Origin of the sequence: Vibrio sp. 10N.286.55.E10, assembly GCF_002872555.1 — a bacterium.
Taxonomy (GTDB): Bacteria; Pseudomonadota; Gammaproteobacteria; order Enterobacterales; family Vibrionaceae; genus Vibrio; species Vibrio crassostreae.
In genome coordinates this window covers 151157-171791 of the sequence record NZ_MCSD01000035.1, presented here as the reverse complement: position 1 = coordinate 171791, position 20635 = coordinate 151157, and the positions used below count along the sequence as shown (strand labels likewise).

Annotated in this window: 15 protein-coding genes; 7 read left to right on the top strand and 8 right to left on the bottom strand. The window is 43.7% G+C overall.

The annotated features are described in order from the left end of the window. Nucleotides 1-33: 33 nt before the first annotated feature. The 4 genes from BCV39_RS17320 to BCV39_RS17305 all read right to left on the bottom strand — a co-directional run bounded on the left by BCV39_RS17320 (nt 34) and on the right by BCV39_RS17305 (nt 6506). Nucleotides 34-1704: a FapA family protein gene (locus BCV39_RS17320; protein WP_102431369.1), complete on the bottom strand. Its 1671-nt coding sequence runs from the start codon at nt 1702-1704 to the stop codon at nt 34-36. A 417-nt stretch (nt 1705-2121) separates the two neighbouring features. Further along, complete coding sequence (locus BCV39_RS17315) at nt 2122-4215, bottom strand: GNAT family N-acetyltransferase (RefSeq protein ID WP_102431370.1); 2094 nt, start codon at nt 4213-4215, stop codon at nt 2122-2124. A gap of 93 nt (nt 4216-4308) precedes the next feature. Then, nucleotides 4309-5283 (bottom strand): ParB/RepB/Spo0J family partition protein, encoded by a 975-nt coding sequence (locus BCV39_RS17310; protein ID WP_102431371.1) that lies wholly within the window; start codon nt 5281-5283, stop codon nt 4309-4311. Between the two features lie 5 nt (nt 5284-5288). Further along, the gene (locus tag BCV39_RS17305) at nt 5289-6506 is read right to left on the bottom strand and encodes a ParA family protein (protein ID WP_048660527.1); all 1218 of its coding nucleotides are present in this window, start codon (nt 6504-6506) and stop codon (nt 5289-5291) included. A gap of 1269 nt (nt 6507-7775) precedes the next feature. Between BCV39_RS17305 and BCV39_RS17300 the strand changes: the two genes are divergently transcribed. Then, complete coding sequence (locus BCV39_RS17300; RefSeq protein ID WP_048660528.1) at nt 7776-9755, top strand: replication initiator protein RctB domain-containing protein; 1980 nt, start codon at nt 7776-7778, stop codon at nt 9753-9755. A gap of 381 nt (nt 9756-10136) precedes the next feature. On the opposite strand, the gene BCV39_RS17295 is transcribed toward BCV39_RS17300, so the two are convergent. Genes BCV39_RS17295 through BCV39_RS17285 form a run of 3 tightly spaced genes read right to left on the bottom strand, consistent with a single transcriptional unit; the run spans nt 10137 to nt 12418 of the window. Then, nucleotides 10137-10655 carry a transcriptional regulator gene (locus tag BCV39_RS17295; RefSeq protein ID WP_102433017.1) on the bottom strand — a complete coding sequence of 173 codons (519 nt, stop codon included), beginning with the start codon at nt 10653-10655 and terminating at the stop codon, nt 10137-10139. Then, complete coding sequence (locus BCV39_RS17290; protein ID WP_102433016.1) at nt 10652-11584, bottom strand: ATP-binding cassette domain-containing protein; 933 nt, start codon at nt 11582-11584, stop codon at nt 10652-10654. Before BCV39_RS17290 ends, BCV39_RS17295 begins: the two co-directional genes overlap by 4 nt. A gap of 9 nt (nt 11585-11593) precedes the next feature. Continuing rightward, nucleotides 11594-12418, bottom strand: a complete 825-nt coding sequence (locus BCV39_RS17285; protein WP_102433015.1) for an ABC transporter ATP-binding protein — start codon at nt 12416-12418, stop codon at nt 11594-11596. A 362-nt stretch (nt 12419-12780) separates the two neighbouring features. On the opposite strand from BCV39_RS17285, the gene BCV39_RS17280 reads away from it, so the two are divergent. Both BCV39_RS17280 and BCV39_RS17275 read left to right on the top strand, forming a co-directional pair. Continuing rightward, the gene (locus tag BCV39_RS17280; protein ID WP_048660531.1) at nt 12781-12975 is read left to right on the top strand and encodes a hypothetical protein; all 195 of its coding nucleotides are present in this window, start codon (nt 12781-12783) and stop codon (nt 12973-12975) included. Nucleotides 12976-13165: 190 nt separating this feature from the next. Further along, nucleotides 13166-13696 (top strand): NADAR family protein, encoded by a 531-nt coding sequence (locus tag BCV39_RS17275; protein WP_102433014.1) that lies wholly within the window; start codon nt 13166-13168, stop codon nt 13694-13696. Between the two features lie 139 nt (nt 13697-13835). Here BCV39_RS17275 and BCV39_RS17270 read toward each other — a convergent pair whose 3' ends face one another. Continuing rightward, complete coding sequence (locus tag BCV39_RS17270; protein WP_102433013.1) at nt 13836-14594, bottom strand: transporter substrate-binding domain-containing protein; 759 nt, start codon at nt 14592-14594, stop codon at nt 13836-13838. Between the two features lie 88 nt (nt 14595-14682). Between BCV39_RS17270 and BCV39_RS17265 the strand changes: the two genes are divergently transcribed. The 4 genes from BCV39_RS17265 (at nt 14683) to BCV39_RS17250 (ending at nt 20626) form a co-directional block, all read left to right on the top strand. Further along, nucleotides 14683-17067, top strand: a complete 2385-nt coding sequence (locus BCV39_RS17265) for a response regulator (RefSeq protein WP_102433012.1) — start codon at nt 14683-14685, stop codon at nt 17065-17067. 327 nt (nt 17068-17394) lie between these two features. Continuing rightward, complete coding sequence (locus BCV39_RS17260) at nt 17395-18054, top strand: HAD family hydrolase (protein WP_102433011.1); 660 nt, start codon at nt 17395-17397, stop codon at nt 18052-18054. 375 nt (nt 18055-18429) lie between these two features. Beyond that, nucleotides 18430-19503: a 4-hydroxyphenylpyruvate dioxygenase gene (gene hppD, locus BCV39_RS17255; RefSeq protein WP_102433010.1), complete on the top strand. Its 1074-nt coding sequence runs from the start codon at nt 18430-18432 to the stop codon at nt 19501-19503. Continuing rightward, nucleotides 19496-20626, top strand: coding sequence for a homogentisate 1,2-dioxygenase (locus BCV39_RS17250; RefSeq protein ID WP_102433009.1), 1131 nt, complete (start codon nt 19496-19498; stop codon nt 20624-20626). Before hppD ends, BCV39_RS17250 begins: the two co-directional genes overlap by 8 nt. Nucleotides 20627-20635: the final 9 nt, after the last annotated feature.

Below are 20635 nucleotides of genomic sequence, written 5' to 3'. Positions count from 1 at the left end.
TAGTCAGAATCATTCAGATTGAGAGTCTTTCAATCACAATGAGATATCTTCTTGTTCCATCTTAAATGAACATTGAATCTCGTATTGATTGAACGAGAATACACTGCCACCATGCGTTCGCTTAGTAGTGACCGTCTCATCACCAAACTGGATCGTCACTCGGGTATACACTTTTTCATGAGCCTCTATGGTGCATTCGGCAAGGTTGGTTTCAAATTCCGCTTCGAGGGTATCCAACTGCGACTTAGTATTTTCAATGGCGAGGTTGTTCTTCTCACGTTGCTGCTCAATTTCTAGGGCTTGCTCTTCGCTTCTCTCAGCTTTCGGGCGCTTCTTAAATTCTAACTCTTGGCGGATCACACCCATGGTTTGCTCTTGAGTGTGTTTATAAGTTTCCTTCAGCTCGGCTATCTTTTGTCGGTAGCCATCGTAGCGTGCAAAACCATGTACCTTGGTTGCGGTGTCTCCCTCAACACCTAAGAACACACATTCTATCTTTCCACCGACTTTGGCTTCGCCACCACTGAGCGTGCCATGCTTTTTCAAACTGTCCATCACGATAAGATTGTTACCACAGCGAATGTCATTACTCATACTGTGCACACCAAGTCGAAGGTCACCGGCGGTTTGTAGCTCGGCATTCTGTGCGTAGCTTGCAGTAATGGAACCTTTACTGAATACCTTACAACTTTTTGGCTCACCCTCTTTGGTGGTGTGGCCGATAATACCTTTCGCGACTTTGATATCTCCCTGAGCTTGAACTTCGGCTGATTCAATAAAACCACCCACCGTGACACTTCCGGTCGCCTTGACGATCATCCCCGGCTCGATGTTGCCAGAGACAAAGACATTGCCTTTGAATTTAACGTGCCCAGTTGAGACATCGACGTTGCTGACACATAAGGCGTCATCCACTTCGATGGTTCGATCTTTAATGATGGGCAATCCAGGGTGTGAGGCGAGTAGTAGATTGGGATCTTCAGGGGAGATGTAGGTACCTTTTCCAGGCTTGATTAAACTGTCTTGTCCAGGAAGCGGTGGGATAACTCGACCTTGGACGGTAAAGCCTGCAATGCCTTTGGTTGCGGGGGTACGTTTCATTAAGTGATCATTTTGACCAACGGTAATGGTTTGTCCCAAATCTCGCATATCGATCTTGCCTTCGTCTTTATTGCGAGGCTTCAAAACTTGGCGAGTAATATCTTCAACCAAAGCGGCAAATTTTGCGTCTTTACCCTTTACGGGTTGTGTCCCCTTGGCGACTGGCTGAGTAAACTTTTCGCCCGGCTTAAGCTTGTTACTCATCATTAATGCTTTTCTGAGCGCTAACTTATTAATTCCTTTTGTTATGTGGGCTTGAGCTAAACAATGAATAATGTCGCTACCACGCAGCGCATGTCCATTATATGGCCCCGTTACCACAAGACTTGCGAGCATCTCATCATCAGATAATTCGACCGTAACATTGGCATTTCGAACTTCTGCAATCAAGATTCCTTCATAAGCTTCCCCCTTACCTTCTTTAGCAAGAGTGACAAAACGCAAAACCTCTTCTTCGAAAATAAAATAGTTTGATGCGTTCAAAGCTTCCAAGGTTGCTGGCAGCGTCTTATTATCAAAGCTTGCGTCGACCACAAACCCAGTTGGCAGACACGCCATCACTTGTTGCTTATCTTCCGACAATGTAACGATGTTATCCCACATTCGAATTGAGTATCCCTAATGACTCAGTTGTTATTCAGTCTATATAATTCGTTCTGCGCTTAGAATCACATTATTAGAATAATCAGCGTCACATCACTTACTTTCGATTCTGCAAACATGACTCATAAATAAGACTGACATATTTTATGATCGGCTTCACCTTTACAAATACATTAGTGAATTTTCCAAGATATTTCGTGCGATTGAATGTTGTACGAGGTTGGGCCAAATAGTAAAGACCAGCAGATATAAAAGATTAGAGGCTGTAATGGAGAGATAAAACAGAAAGGCTAAATCAGGAAATCCGGGTAAAACCTGATTTCGTTATTGTGTTCCAGTTTACAGTGTAAATCCAAGATTCTAATTTACACTGTAAATCTAATTCGTAGCGGTAAGTTTATTAAAATGATGACCTGTCTATTTACAATGTAAATTTGCTAACAAAACACCGACATCTTTGCGAAACTGACTCTCTGCTTGTTTACGACCAACAAGATTAAACTGCTCGACACAAATCTCCCACTCTTTCTGTTGAACGACCTTTGCGATAAGTAAGTCAGAAACACTGGCTTCTCGATCGTTACTGAGCAGAATCAAATTCAATACGCTGAAGCTAATCGTATCATAACTATTGCCACCGTTTACGTGATTTCTAACTAATTGAGTTTCAAACTCACTCACGGTTTGTACACTCTTTGGCAGCAGTGCGCGCACCATATCCGTTTCAAGTGAAACTAAAGAACCAGAAACAAGAAAACAGTAGCTACGCTCGAAGTGATTTTGAACTTGGTTAATCCAGCTTTGAGAGCTTGAGTTAAGTGCCTTAACCATCAAAACAGAATGACACCCACTTGCCTGATCTCGCTGGTGGCCAATATGAACAGGCACAAATTCACTATCACGCCAGAAAGAAATCAAATCACTGGTCGCACCGAAGCTTGTCGCCAGGTAATCTGCTTGGCTGATTTGCTGTGATAGCAGCTTCAGCATCCAACGCCCAATTCCCGAACCTTGATGGTGAGTTGAAACTGCGATGCGCATAACTCGAAGGCAACGACTAGTCGCAGCCTGAGTACAGCCAAGTTGGTTTGCGAGTAAAACAGGAGCCAGGTGACCTTGAGGCCTGCGCTTTCCAAGTTGAACCTGAGTGGTCAACTCTTTATCTAAACCGCCCTCCTCCGTCACCAACATACAACCAAGACATTCATCTTTCTGCCAAGCAGCATATAAATGGATAGCTGGATTATTTAAGAACTGCATTAAGTCGTTCGGCGACGTCTGATAATGCGCATCAACGAGAAGAGAAAAACATTGCTGTAGCTGCTCAGGATTAGCCAAGCATTCTGCTTTTGACAACTCGACCAAGTTTAACTGGTTGCTTTCTTCAGCAGAAAAGCTATCTAACTCATGAACTGCGGAGTCACTTAGCGATACGTCGTTACCAAGCAGGAAGCAATCAAACAACCAAGCTTCTAGTGGATCGTTGTTATTCCAACGAATCGGTTGTTCGAGCTTAAAGCCTTTCCACCCCGGACGATGCTCAGAAAGCCAAGATTCGAACTTAATACCAAACCCTCGTCCACTACCCTCGTAACCGTGTACCGTGGTTGAAAAAACCATACGGTGATAGATATCGACCATGGATTTAAGCATTGGGATTGGAATTGCAGCCGCTTCGTCAACCAATAACAGATCGCAATCAGGCTTAGATTTAAGTAATTCATCTGGTGGGACAAACCTTAAACTTCCACCTTGATAACCAATGTGAGTCGCGTTAATTGCTTCACACGTATCGAGTCCCTGTAACGCATGAGAAAATACCGGCTCAATCGCTTTCACAGACGGAGCGGTAACAATAATATTTAAGCCCTGTCGCTCTGCCAAAAGCTCCGCAGCTGCAATACCCAAAGTTGAGCTTTTACCTCGCCCTCGGTCTGCAGTTAAAATAAGTGGGCGTTTTCGATGTCCTGTGACGACTTTCTTAACTAACTCGACGGCCATTTTTTGCTGTTCGAATTTGTCCAAACCATTTTTAACGCTTTGCTTCTTAGGAAGAGCGTTAGTCGCTTGAGTAACCCCCTCTGCTTCATTGTGCTGTGAAACAGAGATCAGTTTGTCGAAATGGAGTTTTAACCAACGTTGACCAAAGCTCTCGCTATCTTCAGAGCCATCAATTTTTGGCGGCAACACCAACAACAGTCCACCACCGACTAACGAACCGAGCGCGGCACTAAAACCATTCGCATCAAACTGTTCTCTAAAATCACAAACAAGAACTTGGCACTCACGACCAAGCAGTTGTTGGCCTTTTTTTACTGGAACATGAATTACACCTTCAAATGGCGTACCGCCAATCTGGAAGATGCTCGGAGTGCATGAGTCTTGAAGGAAGGTAAAAACAGCAGAGTTTTGCCAATCAAAATCACCTTCAAAGACCACACCGTAACGGTGATCGTTATGTTGAGCAATATTAGAAAGTGTATGCAGAAAAGAGTTGGTTGGGTTTGTCATAGTTAGCGTCCAGATTCATCTAAACACAGTTTATCACAGCCAAATAAAAAGCCGCATAAAGCGGCTTTAGAGTAGGAATGAAAAGTCGTCGACTTAGTCGAGCTTCGATTGTACGAAAGCAAGGATCTCTTCCATTGTCGCATCATCAACTTTCTTAAGGTTCAACGCTAAGTTTGAACCTTTGCGGCTGTATGAAGCACGGCCTTTAATGAGCTCAACTTTTGGAGAGGCTTTCTTTGCTGGCGCGGGTGCCAATTCAAGAATCCAACCTTCCAAAGTTTCTGTCACGTCTTTGGTTAGACGAGTTACGCCTTGAGCTTCACTACGCTGCCAAACAAAACCTTCAGAAGCATCACACTTAGTCAGCAATGTTTGCTGTTGTTCACTCGTCAATCCACCAAACTGCTTGTGCAGTTTAACAATAGTTGGACGACCAAGGTCGCTCACATTTGGGTAAGCTTGTAGCAATTCAAGTGGTAAAGCGGCCGCTTTCAATGCACCACTCACCAAAGCTTCACTACACTGGAACATTTTCGCCAGTGCTTTTTGGTCTTCAGCTTCGCCTTTATCCAGCTTCGCTTGCATCTCTTTACCCTTCTCGTAAAGAGAAAGCGGTTTATGAGCGTTTGCAACATCAGATAAGAACTTAGCATGGTCGCCGTTAATGTTTTCGGCAACATAGATTAGGAACTCTTTGTCAGCCAAAATACATGACATACGACGACGGCTACCATCAAGAACTTCAATCTTACCGTCTTTGTTCTTACGACCAACCGCTGGGTATTGCTGACCACGTTCTTTTAATGTAGTAAGAACATCAGAAAGCGCGTGCTCGTTTAAGAAAGATTGCTCACGAGCATTCTCTTCAAAAACAACCGTTCGAGTTGCGACATCGGCTGCCGGAATACGAACCAATTCAAATGAAACCAACTCTTCGCCCGCAACTGAAAGTTCAATCACTTGAGCCTGTTCTTTGGCAGCAGTTTGCGCTTCTTGAGGTGTTGCTACGCGACGTTTGTTTGCTTTACCAAATAGCTTTGCATTTAAGTCAGATGTTTTAATTGCCATTGTTGTTATCCCTGATTAAGTGAAGGCCAGTTGCTATGTAATACGCGCTCTAATTCTAGAGCACTTTTTTGTACTGCGTCTTGAGCAACAGCTAGAGTTTTCTTACCGCCCTCAAAGTCGCTCACCGTTAGATCGAAAACCGTGCTGTAAGTGTCGGCACAGGTCTCAAAAGCACGGCTTCTTGGAATGGTTGCCATCATGACTTGGTCATTCAACAGGTAGTTCATTTCTGTCAAAACTGACACCTGTTTCTTGTTGTCGTCTTCAAACATGGTAGGCATTAGACGAACAAATTCTAGCCCTTTCCAATCATCCGGGAACATTTCGTAAACCGTTGGTAAGTGCTGGAAGAAGTTAACCGTTGAAGCCCAGTCCAAACGCTTCGCTGCACATGGAATCAGAAGTGCGTTCGACGCGTACATTGCGTTCCACACTAGAGGGTCAACGTGCGGGCCGGTATCAATCATAATCACATCAAAATCATCGGCAATTTTATCGATAAGCTTCTCTTTCAACAGACGAACAATATCAAGAGATTGATCTTGTGAAAGGCTTTGCCACGCTTCAGCGTTAAACATCGCATCTTCTGGGAATGCAGAAATTGTCTTCAGGTTTGGATACTGAGTTGGCAATAGTACGTTCTTACGAAGAAATTCTAGGTCTACGTCTTGGCCTTCAGGCACGTTATCCAACATGATATCGACGGCAGAATAGATACTGTCGTGCTCTGCCCCACTAATTTGTGGATTTAGGAACAGACGCAAAGAGCCCTGTGGATCCAAGTCAATTAGACAGATACGGTAGCGCTTATCTAAATTCAAAGATAAACAAGCAGCTAAGTGAACCGCTGTCATTGATTTACCCGTACCACCCTTCTGGTTTTGTACGTTGATAATCCATGGCTTATTGTCAGCGTGCTGCTTACGTTGGTGGAACTTTGGCACTTCTGCCGCGTCCATCAACATGTGAGCTTCTGTCAATGAAATCGAGTAATGATTGGCGTTGTTCTTTGTAAACTGATGGCCATCAGCTTCAAGCTTAGTGATCGCTTCATCGAGTTTGCGACGCGTTAAACCAGAACGAGTCTCCATCATAGCTTTAGACATTGGAGGGAAATGTTCATCACTTCGCTCTTCCAAAATAATCTCAATTCGGTCAGCCTGAACTTGTTGAGTTTGTTCGGCTAGCTGATAGAGCTTATCAATCGTTTGTTCTCTTTTCATTGCCAGTTTCCGTAATGATTAACTAAGTACAAATTGTACAGCGATTAACAACAAACACAACAAAAACATGAACATACATTTATGAGTGAAATCACATAAAATAGACTGTATTTTTACAGTTTGATGAAACAGCGGCTAAGACAAACACAAAAAATGACCATTTTTATCATGTATAACCATGCTATTTCTGACATACATTTAAAGTGTTACAGCATCACTTATTTACAATGTAAATGGAATTTCAGCAAAAAATCTTCGGAACGATTGAAATACAATCATAGATTACGGTTGGTGTGATTTGCATTCTAATTTATAGATTTTCGAGCCAATAAAAATTTAAAAACGCAGAATGGACAAAAGATTCAAAATAGAAGAGAAGCTTGAATGCCAGAAAACAAGATAAGATTAGAGCGTAACCGGAAGAATGATCATGGAATACGTAACGCGTAAGATAATTAATAACGCCAAATTATGAAGCATGATCAAGGCACAAACTTAGCGATATTGATCCAAGTAACTGCACATTAGAAATGATCAACTTCCGGAAAAATGATCAAGTAAATATCGTTCCGGAAGCATATAATTTAGGAGCTAAGTTACGGACAAATGCTTTTGCAATGGGGATTCAACGCCTATAAGGGCTCAACCATTGAAAATTCAATCTACACAGACCAAGAATACACAAACATGACAATTTCATGATCATGCTTCCTAGTTAATACGCACCTGTGCTCAATCCATCAAAGCAATTCATTATCAGCGAATACAGACTAAATTTTGTGCTCAATAGGGTGGGAACGATAAAAAAGTACACTCTCTTGATCATTGTTCCGCTAGATTGGGCGTCAGAAGTGTCCACGGAGACAAGTTAAAAGCGAGTTAGAAACCTATGCTGAATTCCGATCTGTGGATAAGCTGTATAAGTATAATGATCATGCTTTCGAACCAATAATGATCATGCTTACAATGACTTAATGATCATCGTTCTGATGTTCTGTGATCATGCTTTCTTAAGTATAATGATCATAGTTTCGAGTCCTTTATGATCATGCTTTCCAAGCTGATTTATTTTAACACTTTAAATTCAGCAACTTAAAAGCAAACTTACGTCCAGATCATTAGATCACTTAATCATTTAATCATTTAAGATCATATTAATCAAAAAGATCAGTTATTTAAAAGCCAATAAATTCTCTTTATTTATGATCATTCTTTCTTTATCATTCAGGAACTATAGTGAAATTACGGTTAGTGTGATACGGATCAAAAATGAAACCAGAAGAGAAATTGTTAATTAAGGCACGAAGCCACAAAGATGGTCATTTATTTGAGGTATCTGAAACAGCCGTTGAATGGATAGAACAATATCAACACTTCAAAGGTGTCACTAAAAGCATAGTTGAGCTTCTTAATCTAATTTCACTTCGTGGGTTTAGCAGCAAAGACGGGTACGTTTCCACCACTGAGATTATTGAATCAACCGATGGTCAAGTCACTCGCGCAGCCTTACAACAAAGGCTAAGAGCGGCAGTAAATATTGGGTTGTTCAAACAAATCCCCGTTCGCTTTGAAGAAGGCCTTGCTGGTAAAACTATGTTGCATCGCTTTGTGAACCCAAACCAATTGATATCGGTACTGGGTGCCACCAGTTTAGTGACAGAAAGCGTGAAGCAAAATGAAAAGCAAAAACGCTCTAAAGCTCTAGCTCAAACCAAAGTAAACAAGCGCTTACTGAACGAGCATGGACTGAATACCCCACCGACAATGAAAGATGAAGCGGATCAATTCATTGTTTCGCCAACCAATTGGGCGGGGATTATTGATCAAGCGTTAGCGCCTCCTAGAACTCGTAAGAGCTACCAGAAATCTATGGTTTCGATCTCCGGTACTCGAGCTGTGATCGAGACACGATCTTCTAAAAATATCATGACAGTTGATGATCTGATGACGTTGTTCGCGTTATTCACGCTTACCGTTCAATATCATGATCATCACCAAGATGATTACCATCTAGACGCTAAACACACGCCGAACAAAACACCACTCTACATCACTGACATTTTGTCTTTACGTGGTAAGAAAGATAGTGGCCCGGCACGTGATTCGATCCGCGACAGTATTGATCGTATCGAATTTACGGATTTCCAACTGCATGAGCTTACAGGCCGCTGGCTTAGTGAGAACATGCCAGAAGGCTTTAAGAGTGATCGTTTCCGATTCTTAGCGAGAACCATTACTGCATCAGAAGAAGCGCCTACAGAGGGCTCTGACGGCGAAATTCGCATTAAACCCAACCTATACATCCTAGTTTGGGAACCTTCGTTCTACGAAGAGCTGCTGACGCGTGACTATTTCTTCCTATTTCCGCCAGAAATCCTGAAGCAACATACCTTGGTTTTCCAAATGTATTCGTACTTCAGAAGCCGTATGGCACGTCGCCATTCTGATTGCATGTTGTTGAGCGAACTGAATCAGAAATTAGCCCGTAACATCGATTGGCGTCGGTTCTCGATGGATCTGATCCGTGAACTGAGAAAACTGGGCGAAGTCGGGGATCAAGAAGATACCTTCCTGGTTAATCTTTGGGGTTATCACTTGACGATCACGGCGTTGATCGAAAAAGGCAAAACGACGGATTATCAAGTAGATATCAAATGTAATGTGGAAGAAGTATTACGATATTCAAGAGCGCGTACTACCAACGCCGGTAAGCGTAATATGGCGCCAACGCTTCCGAACCCACTTCGTAACGAGATGGTGTCTAAGCAGAAGCTGGAAGAGTTGTCTGAGATTATCGATGGTGAGTTTGAGCCAATTCAGCGTAAAGCACCGTCGCCAAGAGGCAAATTGGGACGTCGAGTTAAGCAACGTAAACACTCTGTTGAGATCAACGCTGACGAGATCATGATTACTCTCTCTAAATATACCTCTGCAGAGGCTCTAGAACGCAGTATAACGGCTTTATCCGCTATGACAGGGCACTCACATGCCTCAATCAAAGAAGAGTGCTCAGAGCTCATTGAGAAGCTTGATTGGTTGAGAGTAGGGGAAGAGGTTATTCCATACGAAACACTGAGTCGTTTGATTGAGCTGTACAACGATCGTGATAGCACCAGCAATCGACACTTGTCCATTGAACGTTTGATCTCTGGTTTAGCTGTGCGTCGTAAAGTGTGTAAACAGGTTCACGAAGGTCACCTTGACGAAAACGTGTTCCTTGCGCTCGATGAAATGGCGATTGGCCACTAGTCATTATCCTGTAGCGATAAGCCTGTATTTAGCGCTGATGAATGGATAGTTTTGAACACATTAGGTGCTGATTAAAATCGCACCTAACGCTGACAAAGTGATGACAAAGTAACGCATCCAGTTGATTAATATTTATCCCGAATAGACAACCTTTGTCCTTTCTTATGATTAATAGATTGGCTCATATTTTGTTACATCATACTGAATAGATTTTTGCGAGTTCCTAAGGGACTCGCTTTTTTTTGCCTGAAATTCAGCTAACTATTAAAATTCAATAGCTTACAGAATTAATCGCTGAAGCATGATCAAGGCTAGATCATGCTTTCTACGGATCTAACTTTGATGAGGTCCTGATTTGATGTTTGATCGAGAAGGGCTTGATCAGTGGAGGTGGCGTTGAAGACTACCTTGATCATCGTTTCGGGGATGGGCTGCCATAAAGCGTACATGCGATTCGATCAATCTCTCTGATTCTGCTTTCCAACGTGGTTCTTGCTGTTGGTTCGTAAATTCCAAAGCCAATACACACAAATGTTGTAACCGCTGTGTGCACCACTCTTGTAAGTCCGGTTCTGATTTTGAATCACAGGATACGGCTTGGAGCTTGCTATAGGCAAACATCAGGTATTGGTAGGCCTTTTCTTGATGAGTTGAGTTGCTGGCTTCCTGCGAAGCCAACTCCGGATTCAGTGAGTCCGCGTGGTGGCGATAGAAATTAAAGATTCTCAGGCATCCGTCTAGCCAACATGCGATGCCTTTGCTTTGCTCATCCGTGATCAAGGGCCCCCAGAGAGCATCTGGAGGCGTTAAGATCAAAGGTTCTAACCGGTCCACTTGATCATGCTTTCGGTCTTTGTACCAATCTCCGATCCGATCTAACCAAGTGTCTAGTTCATTCATGCAACGTTATCCCACTGTTTTACAAAGTGATTATCAGCAACTTGTTTGATTTCATGCTGTATTTCACTGCTCTGTTCTCGAATACGATCAGCGTCTATTGAATAGTTTGGCTCATTTTTGACGAGTTCGCCAAACGGCAGATCAGGATCAGGAACGGCAGAGATCAACAGTTTAGTGTATGGGTGTTGAGGATTAGTAAGGATCGACTGGGTTGAGCCCCATTCGACGATCTGCCCTTTGTACATCACCGCCGTCTCTTCTGCGATGTAATGTGCCGTGGCAAGATCGTGGGTTATGTACAAAAAACCTATCCCTAACTCTTTCTTCATTTTCTGCATTAGATTGAGCACGCCAAGTCGAATCGAAACATCCAGCATCGAGGTTGGTTCATCAGCAAGAATAACTTCAGTGCCAACCGCAAGCGCTCTAGCTAGGTTAACCCGCTGTCTTTGGCCGCCACTGAGCTCGTGAGGGTATTTGGCGAGAGTTTCTATGGGTAACTCCACCAGCGTTAATAACTCTTTGAGGCGCTCTGTGAGAGCTTGTTTAGTGGCTACCTGTTTATGGATCTTAAGTGGGCGCGTTAAATGGTGCTCAATGGTGTGAGTTGGATTGAGTGAACCAAAGGGGTCTTGAAAAACCATTTGTACACGGCTGCGATAATCTAAGATATCTTTACGGCTTTTGAGCGTAGAGATGTCTCTGCCTTTGAACAGTATCTCTCCCTCGGTCGCAGGGTAAACCTTGGTCATCAATCGTGCACAGGTGCTTTTCCCGCAGCCAGATTCGCCAACCAGTGCCAGTGTTTTGCCTGCATGTAAGTCAAAACTCACACCATGCAATGCTCTAAAGATCTCTTCTTTGCCAAATCCCCCACCAACAGTGAATTCTTTGACGAGGTTTTTTACTTGAAAAATAGGTTGTGACATAGAGCTCTCCTAGCAAGCTGTCGCGTGAGCATGTTCGTGAATATTAGGGAAAGAACTCCATAGCTTTTGGGTGTAGGAGTGCTGCGGGTTGTTGCGAATCTCGTAGGCTTGATTGACTTCAACGATTTGACCATGGCGCATGATGGCAATGCGGTCACACAGTTGGCTCATTAATGCTAAGTCATGAGTGATAAAGAGGATTGAGAAGCCAAACTCCTCTCTGAGTTGGTGTATCTGCTGCAGAATCTCACGCTGTACGACCACATCCAAAGCCGTGGTCGGCTCATCCATGATGATCAGTTTGGGATTGAGCGCGAGAGCAATCGCAATCACTAATCGTTGACGCATACCGCCACTAAATTGATGAGGGTATTCCGTGAGTCGGTTGCGCGGAATATTGACTAGGTCGAGTAACTTCTCTGCGCGATCTTTGGCTTGTTCGTAGGTCATGCCTTTGTGGTGACGCAGCACATCAGCAAACTGCTCTTCGATGGTTAATACTGGGTTGAGTGAATTCATGGCGCTTTGGAACACCATGGCGATCTCACTCCAACGTAAAGTATTCAAATGGCTGTCCGATAAGCTCAGTAGATCTTGCCCACCAAACAGTATCTGACCCTCAGAGATGAAAGCCGGCGGCTTATGCAGACGGTTAATGGCAAATGCGATGGTGCTTTTGCCACAACCGGATTCTCCGGCTAAGCCGAAAATCTCGCCTTGGCCTATGCTAAAGCTTACGGACTTAACTGCATTGAAATCACCGTCATCGGTGATGTAGTCGACACATAGATTCTTCACTTCGAGAAGTGGTTTATCTGAATTTCCCACAGACATGATAAATACTCAGTTATGATATTGATAACCATTATCATTAGCATGTGTTGGATTTAGTGGAAGCAACGAGCACGAAAAGGATGAAGTGCCTCGAAATTTATCTTGGGTTATTTCACGAATTTTCAGCAGAAAAGAAGCATTGAAAGAGGGGGAAATGAGAGTTGGATCAAACCACATTTATTATGGGGAATCTTTTAAATGTAATTGCAGAAAATGGCTTTGGCAAAGTTTAAATGAGGCATTTATTAATTAGCTTTATGAAGCGTCGTAATCATCACACTTCAGTACAGAATTTCTTAACAAGCGAAAAAGCATTTGCTACAGATTACCTGTCCATTACATGGTGCTTTTCGGAGGAAAACATGTCCATTAATTCTATCAACCATGATGAAATGACAAATATTGCAAACAAGTGGGATGCTGAAGAAGAAGTAGCTTTCAAACCAGAAAAGAAAATGAAGTCTGCTGAAGCTCGTCGTCGTATCGAGGCTCTAAGAGAAATTAGAGAAAGCGGTTTGAGTCTGGAAGAAGCGAGGGAGTTAGGTCTTATTCACTAATAATCCCCATTGCATTTAGAAGGGTGGTACCATGCCACCCTTTGATTTATAAGTGTTTCTTTCATAAATCTTATCTAGATTAAATCAATATCTTAGTTATTGACCTTACTGTTCCGCTAAGCTGCTCCCTTTTGACATTACGCTTTTCAGATGAAAAGCACACACATGACATACTCTTGAACTAAGTTGTTTGACAGTAATATGCAACGCCACTAATTTTAAAGTTAAAGCAAAAATATGCGATGTCGTTGGTAGGGAGAAGGCTATGTCGAACTCTGTGGCTCAAGCTGAAGAAGTGTTGTTTTATGAACCAGAAGATCCGAACGGATACCTGTCAAATTTCGCCGCTTGCCCGATCAAGGTGGATGGGCAAGTGTGGGCAACCAGTGAGCACTATTATCAGGCGATGAAGTTTTCTTCACCATCGCTGAGAAACATGATTCTTGAAGCCTGCACACCTGCTGAAGCATTCTCATTAAGCCGACAATACGAAGAGCAGGTTCGAGAGGACTGGTACGATATTCGTGTTGAGGTGATGCGATTCATCGTGACCGAGAAATTCACACAAAACCCGCAGTTTGCTTTGTTTTTAACGAGCACGGGTGATTCGGTGATCAAAGAACACTCTCATAAAGACCACTTTTGGGGGGACGGGGGAGACGGAACCGGTGCAAATCACTTAGGAAAAATCTTGATGGCAGTGCGCCAACAACTTCGTTGATCACATCACATTAAGTACACATTAAAAAGGCCGCTCTAGTTAGCTTGTACGCTAAAAACAGAGCGGCCTTTTGTATTTCTGTAGTTCCGGTATCCGAAGTCGCTAGAGGGCGCTAACGAGCCATAGAGTGACGCTAGAACTATAAGTAACTTTGGACGATGTCATCAAGCTGTCCATCGTCTTTCATTTGGTCTAAACGTTGGTTAATAAAAGTCTCGAGCTTAGGATCCATCTCAGGGTCAAACGCTAAGTGGATGGGGTAGTTATTGATTACTGAACCAAACTCTTGCATCTGGTAGTCGTCGATACTGAGCTTCTGCTCGTTTAAGTTGTATTTGATTCGTGATTCCATTTCTACAAATACGGTATCACCAGGTGCACGGTTAATAACGCGGAATGCAGCCGTATAATCTTTTACTCGGATCTCATTGAGCTTACCTTGTTGTATGTAAGGCTCTAAGTTTGGATATTCAAATCCCACCAGCAATACCACTGCTTTACCATCTAAATCGTCAATCGTATTGAACTCGAACGGCTTTTTACCGCTGCTGAGTAATACGTGTTTTACATTGTAAATCGGGTCTTTAGACAGGTTAACTGATTGGATATTTCCCCAACTAGGGCTGCCATAGGTTACCCAGTTTGGATTCTCTCTAGCATCGAGTTTATCGATCATTCGATTAAATGGGTAGGTGTGGTAGTTGATCTCATACTGGCTGTCATCAAACACGGCTTCAACGATATCCGAAACCATTCCTCTGTGAGATGACCCGTCAGTTTCGATCTGAAAAGGTTGCGCTTGGCTGGCAATAATGTAGTAGTGAAGAGGTTCGCTTGCAAAAGTATAACTGCTTGAAAACAAACTGACTATGGATGCAACGATAAGATGTTTTTTCATAACCTTCCCTAGTTATTTGATGAATGACTACTACTATACTAGTTGAGTAATTGTAGTTTACTAAGATAACAACATTGGTAATTTTTATATGGTGAAAAAAGGAAAACGCTATATTGGACTCTCTCGACAGTTGATCGGGGCCATCATTGCCATCAGTACCTTATTCACAGTTATAGTGACAGGTCTGGGGCTGTATGTGGAGTACCAAAATCGAGTTTCTTTTATCAGTTCTCAGATCGAGCAGGTTAAAGCTGGCTACCTTTCTGGTTTAACGTCAAGCCTATGGGTTGAAGATCGTGCTCAGTTGTTTGTGCAAGCAGAGGGCATCTCACGCCTCCCTTCGGTTAGTTATCTCCTCATTGAAAACCCTGATGAAAAAATCTTAGAGCTTGGCAGCCCTACTGCTGGGCAATCGTATTCTCAGTCATGGGAAATGGTGTATCAGATGGGGGGAAAAGACTTCCCACTTGCAACCCTCACGGTGCAATCCGATTTAAGTATGATCCTCAATGACTTCGAAGAGCGAGTGCTGTTGCTACTCGCTTTTGAAGCCGTGAAAATCTTTTTGTTGTCATTGGTTTCTTTGGCCATTGTTTATCGCTTGGTAGTCAAACGCTTAATGACCATGTCTTCTCAGATAAACGAGCAGCAAGTTGAAGACAATAAACCACGTTTTTTAACGCCAACCGACTCTACTTATAAAGATGAAATATCGACGTTGGAAAACAGCTACAACCAATCAATTGAACGCATTCGTCAACAGTATCAAGAGTTGATTAAAGCCAAAGAGACGGCTGAAGTTGCTAACCGTAACAAGAGTGAATTTTTGGCTAACATGAGCCACGAAATCCGCACTCCAATGAATGGAATTATCGGACTTTCGTCTCTGCTTTCAGAAATGGATATGCCGAAAGAGCAAAAAGAGTACGTCAACATGCTTAATACCTCTTCGTTGACTCTTCTCGACCTTATCAACGACATTTTGGATTATTCGAAAATTGAAGCGGGTCGTTTAGAACTTCAGCAAGAACCGATGAAAATGATGGGCATTGCTGCTGATGTAGAGTCGACCTTCAGAGTCAAAGCCGAACAGAAAGGGCTCAGATTCCAACTGGCGATTGATCCTAAGATCCCAACCATGGTGATTGGCGATCGAACCCAGTTAAGACAAGTCCTGAATAACCTAGTCGGCAACGCAATCAAATTTACTGAGCATGGTCATGTCACGCTCTCACTTCGCTTGGAAGAAGTCATCGAACCAGAACAAAAGCTCAGAGTGAAATTTGAGGTGACCGACAGTGGTATCGGTATCGCAGAAGACAAGCAACAATCGGTGTTTGATAAGTTTCAACAAGCAGATGGCAGCACTACGCGTATTTACGGAGGCACCGGGCTTGGTCTAACGATATGCGATAAGATCGTAACCCTAATGGGCAGTAAGCTTGAGCTAACCAGTGTCGAAGGTAAGGGAAGTACATTCTACTTTACTGCTGACTTTGACCCGTGTTTGGACGTCGACGAGAGCAACATTGATTTTAATAAAGTCTCTGTACTACTGGTTGATGATAGCCAGCTGAACATGCGTATTACCTCTACACAGCTTCAGTCATTTGGCGTGACCTCCAAGTGCTGTGAAACCGCTACTCAAGCGTTAGATCTGGTTTCAGAGTCTGTTGCGAAGTCGTCACCTTATGATCTGGTGTTGATTGATAAAGTCATGCCTTCCATCGATGGGTTCCAGCTAGCAAGAAGGTTAATGGAGCGATTTGGTAAAGATTGTCCTAAATTGGTAATGATCTCTGCCGACCCAAGAAAACAAGATGAAGTACGCGCTAAGCAAGTGGGGTTTGTTGCCTACATTGCTCGTCCTTATCAAGATAACCAACTTAAATGGACCGTCAGTGAGGTACTCGCAAGATCGGCGGATACTTCAACCTTCACCTATCCAAACCGAGGTGAAGTCGCGTTTAAGGATAATGAGCCTGCACCAACAACTAAACCAGCGGTGGTGGCGAAAGAGAGCGTCAAGGCTGAAGAGTCTAAGCCTGAAACCGCGTTATTTAGCGGAAAAGTGTTGGTGGTTGAAGACTCAAGAGTGAACCAACAAGTCGCCAAAATGATGCTCAAGAAGTTGGGTTTTGAAGTCGACATCGCAGACAACGGTAAAGTTGGAGTCGAGAAATTCAAATACAATGAGTACGTGATGATTTTTATGGATTGTCAGATGCCGGTTCTTGATGGCTTTGAAGCAACGAAACAGATTCGAGCGCTGGAGGAGGGGACTTCTAAACATATCCCTATCGTTGCGCTCACTGCCAACGTTGTACAGCGAGACAAGCACTTATGCTTCGATGTGGGGATGGATGAGTTTTTACCTAAGCCTGTTAATCAAGGCAAGTTGAGAGAGATTGCCGCGAGTTTTATGTCGGATAAAAGCGATCTCGCGGGCGAAAGTGAGCAGAAGATTGTTTAGGTTCAACTAGCTGATGTCTCGCTAAAGCATACTCAATCAAATAAAACTCCGACTGAATCCGTCGGAGTTTTTTTAGCTAATTAGTACTTGGTTAGCTAACACATATCGAGTTAATCAAAACATTTAGATAGCCAATGCACCGCTTATCAATACAGATTGAATTCATAAGTTGTTGTACTTAAGACGTAAGCAAGGAGGAACGGTTGTCATATGGGTGAAATGCAACTGCCACGAAAATACGCTTAATTTGTCACAATTTCGTAATAGCATACTGCCAACTTGAACTCCTGTTTAACCTTAACGAAATTCAACCTGTGAGAGCCTAAGATGTTCAAACCTTTGTATGTATTTGATATGGATGAAACGCTGATCAATGCCGATGCAGCGATGCTCTGGAATGAATTCTTGGTTGAAAAGGGCATTGCCACAGCCCCCAACTTTATCGAAGAAGATAAGCGCTTAATGGGCCTGTATTCAGAAGGTAAGCTGAACATGGAAGATTACCTAAGATTTTCCATGCAGCCACTGGCCGACATGCCAACAGAGCAAGTCACCGCATTGGTTGAAGAGTGTGTCGAACAGCATATTTTGCCTAAGCAATTCAAGCAGTCGAAACCTTTGATTGAACAGCTAGAAAATGACGACATCGATATGCTGATCATTTCTGCCAGCGTAACTTTCTTAGTGGAAGCCGTGGGCCGTAAGATGGGTATCGAAAACGCACTTGGTATCGATTTGATTGAAAAACAAGGCCGTTTTACGTCTCAAATATCAGGTGTACCAAGTTACCGAGAAGGTAAAGTCACCCGTTTAAAAGAGTGGTTAGACAACCAAGAAACCAACTACTCAGACATTCACTTTTATACGGATTCAATCAACGACTTACCTTTGTGTGAACACGCTGATTTTGCTTATTTGGTGAACCCATGCCCGCGTTTAAAAGCGTTAGCCGATCAACCGAATTGGTCGATTCTCGACTGGGATTAACGCGATTCTTATATTCGAATTAGCTTCGTTCTAGAACTCATCAAGCCGCTGACACAGCGGCTTTTTTGCATCATCAGTCTAATGTTCGATTTATTACCTCAGCTGACAAAAGTACGTATGTAACAATTCAATAACATCCATTCCTCAGTTGTAAATCAAACCACCACCTTTCAATCCCTTGATAGCACTCACTTTCCTGCCTTAGCTGTCTGTGTGTAACAAATATTTTACAAATTGACAGGGTTTCATCGAAATTGCCCATTTTCCTCCACCCATTCCATTATCTCGGCTTGTGGGCCAAATTTAATTAAGGACAAAAAACAATCATTTCACAAAAAACGTAACACAAAACCAATAGGTACAAGGAGAAAGTTCATGGTGGATACATACAACCCGCTTGGCACGGATGGATTCGAGTTTGTTGAATACACGGCCGTTGACCACAAGGGAATTGAGCAACTTAAAGCGCTGTTTGTGTCACTTGGTTTTGCTGAGATCGCTAAGCACCGTTCAAAAGAGGCTTGGCTGTATCGACAAGGTGACATCAACTTTATCGTCAATGAACAGCCACACAGCCAAGCTGAAGCGTTTGCTAAGGTACATGGGCCATCGGTCTGCGGCATGGCTTTTCGTGTGAACGAAGCAACGACGGCCATGGAGCAAGCGTTCAAGGGCGGTGGTGAAGAGTACAAAACAGAAATAGGGCCGATGGAGCTGAGCATTCCTGCCATTTACGGTATCGGTGAAAGTTTGCTTTATTTCGTAGACCGTTACGGCAAGCAGAGCATCTATGATGTTGATTTCCGATTCTATGATGATGCGGAAGAGCGTATGGCGAAAGCTGATGTAGGCCTTTACGAGATCGATCACCTCACGCACAACGTGAAACAAGGCAACATGGACCTGTGGTCTGGTTTTTATGAGCGTATCGGCAACTTCCGTGAGATTAGATACTTCGATATTGAGGGTAAGCTAACAGGCCTTGTGAGCCGCGCCATGACCTCACCATGTGGCAAAATCCGTATCCCTATCAATGAGTCTTCAGACGATAAATCACAAATTGAAGAGTTTATTCGCGAATACAACGGTGAAGGCATTCAACACATCGCACTTGCTACAGATGACATCTACAAAACAGTGAAAACCCTGCGTGATCGCGGCATGGACTTTATGCCAACCCCAGATACTTACTATGAGAAAGTTGATGAGCGCGTTAAAGGCCATGGGGAAGACACCGATCTGTTGCGTGACCTGCGCGTTCTGATTGATGGTGCGCCGACCAAAGACGGCATCTTGCTGCAAATTTTCACGCAGACAGTAATCGGGCCTGTGTTCTTTGAAATCATCCAGCGTAAAGGCAACGAAGGCTTTGGCGAAGGCAACTTCAAGGCGCTGTTTGAATCGATTGAAGAGGACCAGATTCGTCGAGGAGTATTAGACGATGCATAAATGGATCTCATTTCCTCATCGGGAGGGGGTATGCTCGAAACAAGCGCATGCCGACTTCCCTGAAGAGGCAATCTATGAGCGAGAGGCGGGCCGAAGTGGTTTCTTCGGCCCTGCCGCTCACTTTCATCACCAACATGCGCCAACAGGTTGGTCGGAGTGGGAGGGCGATTTACGTCCTCGCGCTTTTGATTTTACGCTGGTGGAGAAAGCTAGCCAGATAACCCCTTGGGCGGTGCCTCATCTTTTGCACAACGCAGACTGCAAAATCCGCGTATGGCGCATGGATGAGAAGATGGATTTCTTGGTGCGTAACTCTGACGGTGATGAGCTGCTGTTCATTCATCAAGGCAGCGCCGATCTCTATTGTGACTATGGTCATCTAGAGGTGAGTGAAGGGGATTACGTGATGATCCCGCGCTCGACCAACTGGCGTTTAGAGCCAAGCGAGCCGATGTTTATCTTGATGATTGAGAACACAGACGCGGCTTACTCGTTGCCAGAGAAAGGCATGGTCGGCAATCACGCGGTATTTGATCCGGCGGTTCTTGAAACCCCGTCGATCAACGATCAATTCCGCGCTCAGTATTCTGAAAACCAGACTCAGGTTCAGGTGAAGCGCCACGACAAAGTCAGCGTGATCACCTATCCGTTCAATCCATTGGATGCAATTGGCTGGCATGGCGACTTAGCTGTGGTGAAAGTGAATTGGCGCGATATCAGACCGCTGATGTCGCATCGCTACCACTTGCCACCTTCTGCACACACTACCTTTGTTGGCGCAGGCTTTGTGGTGTGTACCTTTGTGCCGCGCCCGATTGAGAGCGATCCTGGTGCGCTGAAAGTACCGTTCTACCACAACAATGATGATTACGATGAAGTGCTTTTCTATCACGCTGGTGACTTCTTCAGTCGCGACAATATTGAAGCGGGCATGGTGACCTTCCATCCAGCTGGCTTCACGCATGGGCCTCACCCTAAAGCCTTTAAGGCAGGTCAGGCGCATAAGAAAAAGTTCACCGACGAAGTGGCGGTGATGATCGATACTCGCCATGCACTGCAGTTCTCTGAGGAACTCGATAGCGTTGAAAACAAAGAATATGTCTACAGTTGGCAAGAGAAGTAAGAGGCAACA

Bases quoted from the DNA above. Each gene is read 5' to 3' on its own strand.
- BCV39_RS17320 (WP_102431369.1), bottom strand. From the start codon at position 1,704: ATGTGGGATAACATCGTTACATTGTCGGAAGATAAGCAACAAGTGATG.
- BCV39_RS17315 (WP_102431370.1), bottom strand. From the start codon at position 4,215: ATGACAAACCCAACCAACTCTTTTCTGCATACACTTTCTAATATTGCT.
- BCV39_RS17310 (WP_102431371.1), bottom strand. From the start codon at position 5,283: ATGGCAATTAAAACATCTGACTTAAATGCAAAGCTATTTGGTAAAGCA.
- BCV39_RS17305 (WP_048660527.1), bottom strand. From the start codon at position 6,506: ATGAAAAGAGAACAAACGATTGATAAGCTCTATCAGCTAGCCGAACAA.
- BCV39_RS17300 (WP_048660528.1), top strand. From the start codon at position 7,776: ATGAAACCAGAAGAGAAATTGTTAATTAAGGCACGAAGCCACAAAGAT.
- BCV39_RS17295 (WP_102433017.1), bottom strand. From the start codon at position 10,655: ATGAATGAACTAGACACTTGGTTAGATCGGATCGGAGATTGGTACAAA.
- BCV39_RS17290 (WP_102433016.1), bottom strand. From the start codon at position 11,584: ATGTCACAACCTATTTTTCAAGTAAAAAACCTCGTCAAAGAATTCACT.
- BCV39_RS17285 (WP_102433015.1), bottom strand. From the start codon at position 12,418: ATGTCTGTGGGAAATTCAGATAAACCACTTCTCGAAGTGAAGAATCTA.
- BCV39_RS17280 (WP_048660531.1), top strand. From the start codon at position 12,781: ATGTCCATTAATTCTATCAACCATGATGAAATGACAAATATTGCAAAC.
- BCV39_RS17270 (WP_102433013.1), bottom strand. From the start codon at position 14,594: ATGAAAAAACATCTTATCGTTGCATCCATAGTCAGTTTGTTTTCAAGC.
- BCV39_RS17265 (WP_102433012.1), top strand. From the start codon at position 14,683: ATGGTGAAAAAAGGAAAACGCTATATTGGACTCTCTCGACAGTTGATC.
- BCV39_RS17260 (WP_102433011.1), top strand. From the start codon at position 17,395: ATGTTCAAACCTTTGTATGTATTTGATATGGATGAAACGCTGATCAAT.
- hppD (WP_102433010.1), top strand. From the start codon at position 18,430: ATGGTGGATACATACAACCCGCTTGGCACGGATGGATTCGAGTTTGTT.
- BCV39_RS17250 (WP_102433009.1), top strand. From the start codon at position 19,496: ATGCATAAATGGATCTCATTTCCTCATCGGGAGGGGGTATGCTCGAAA.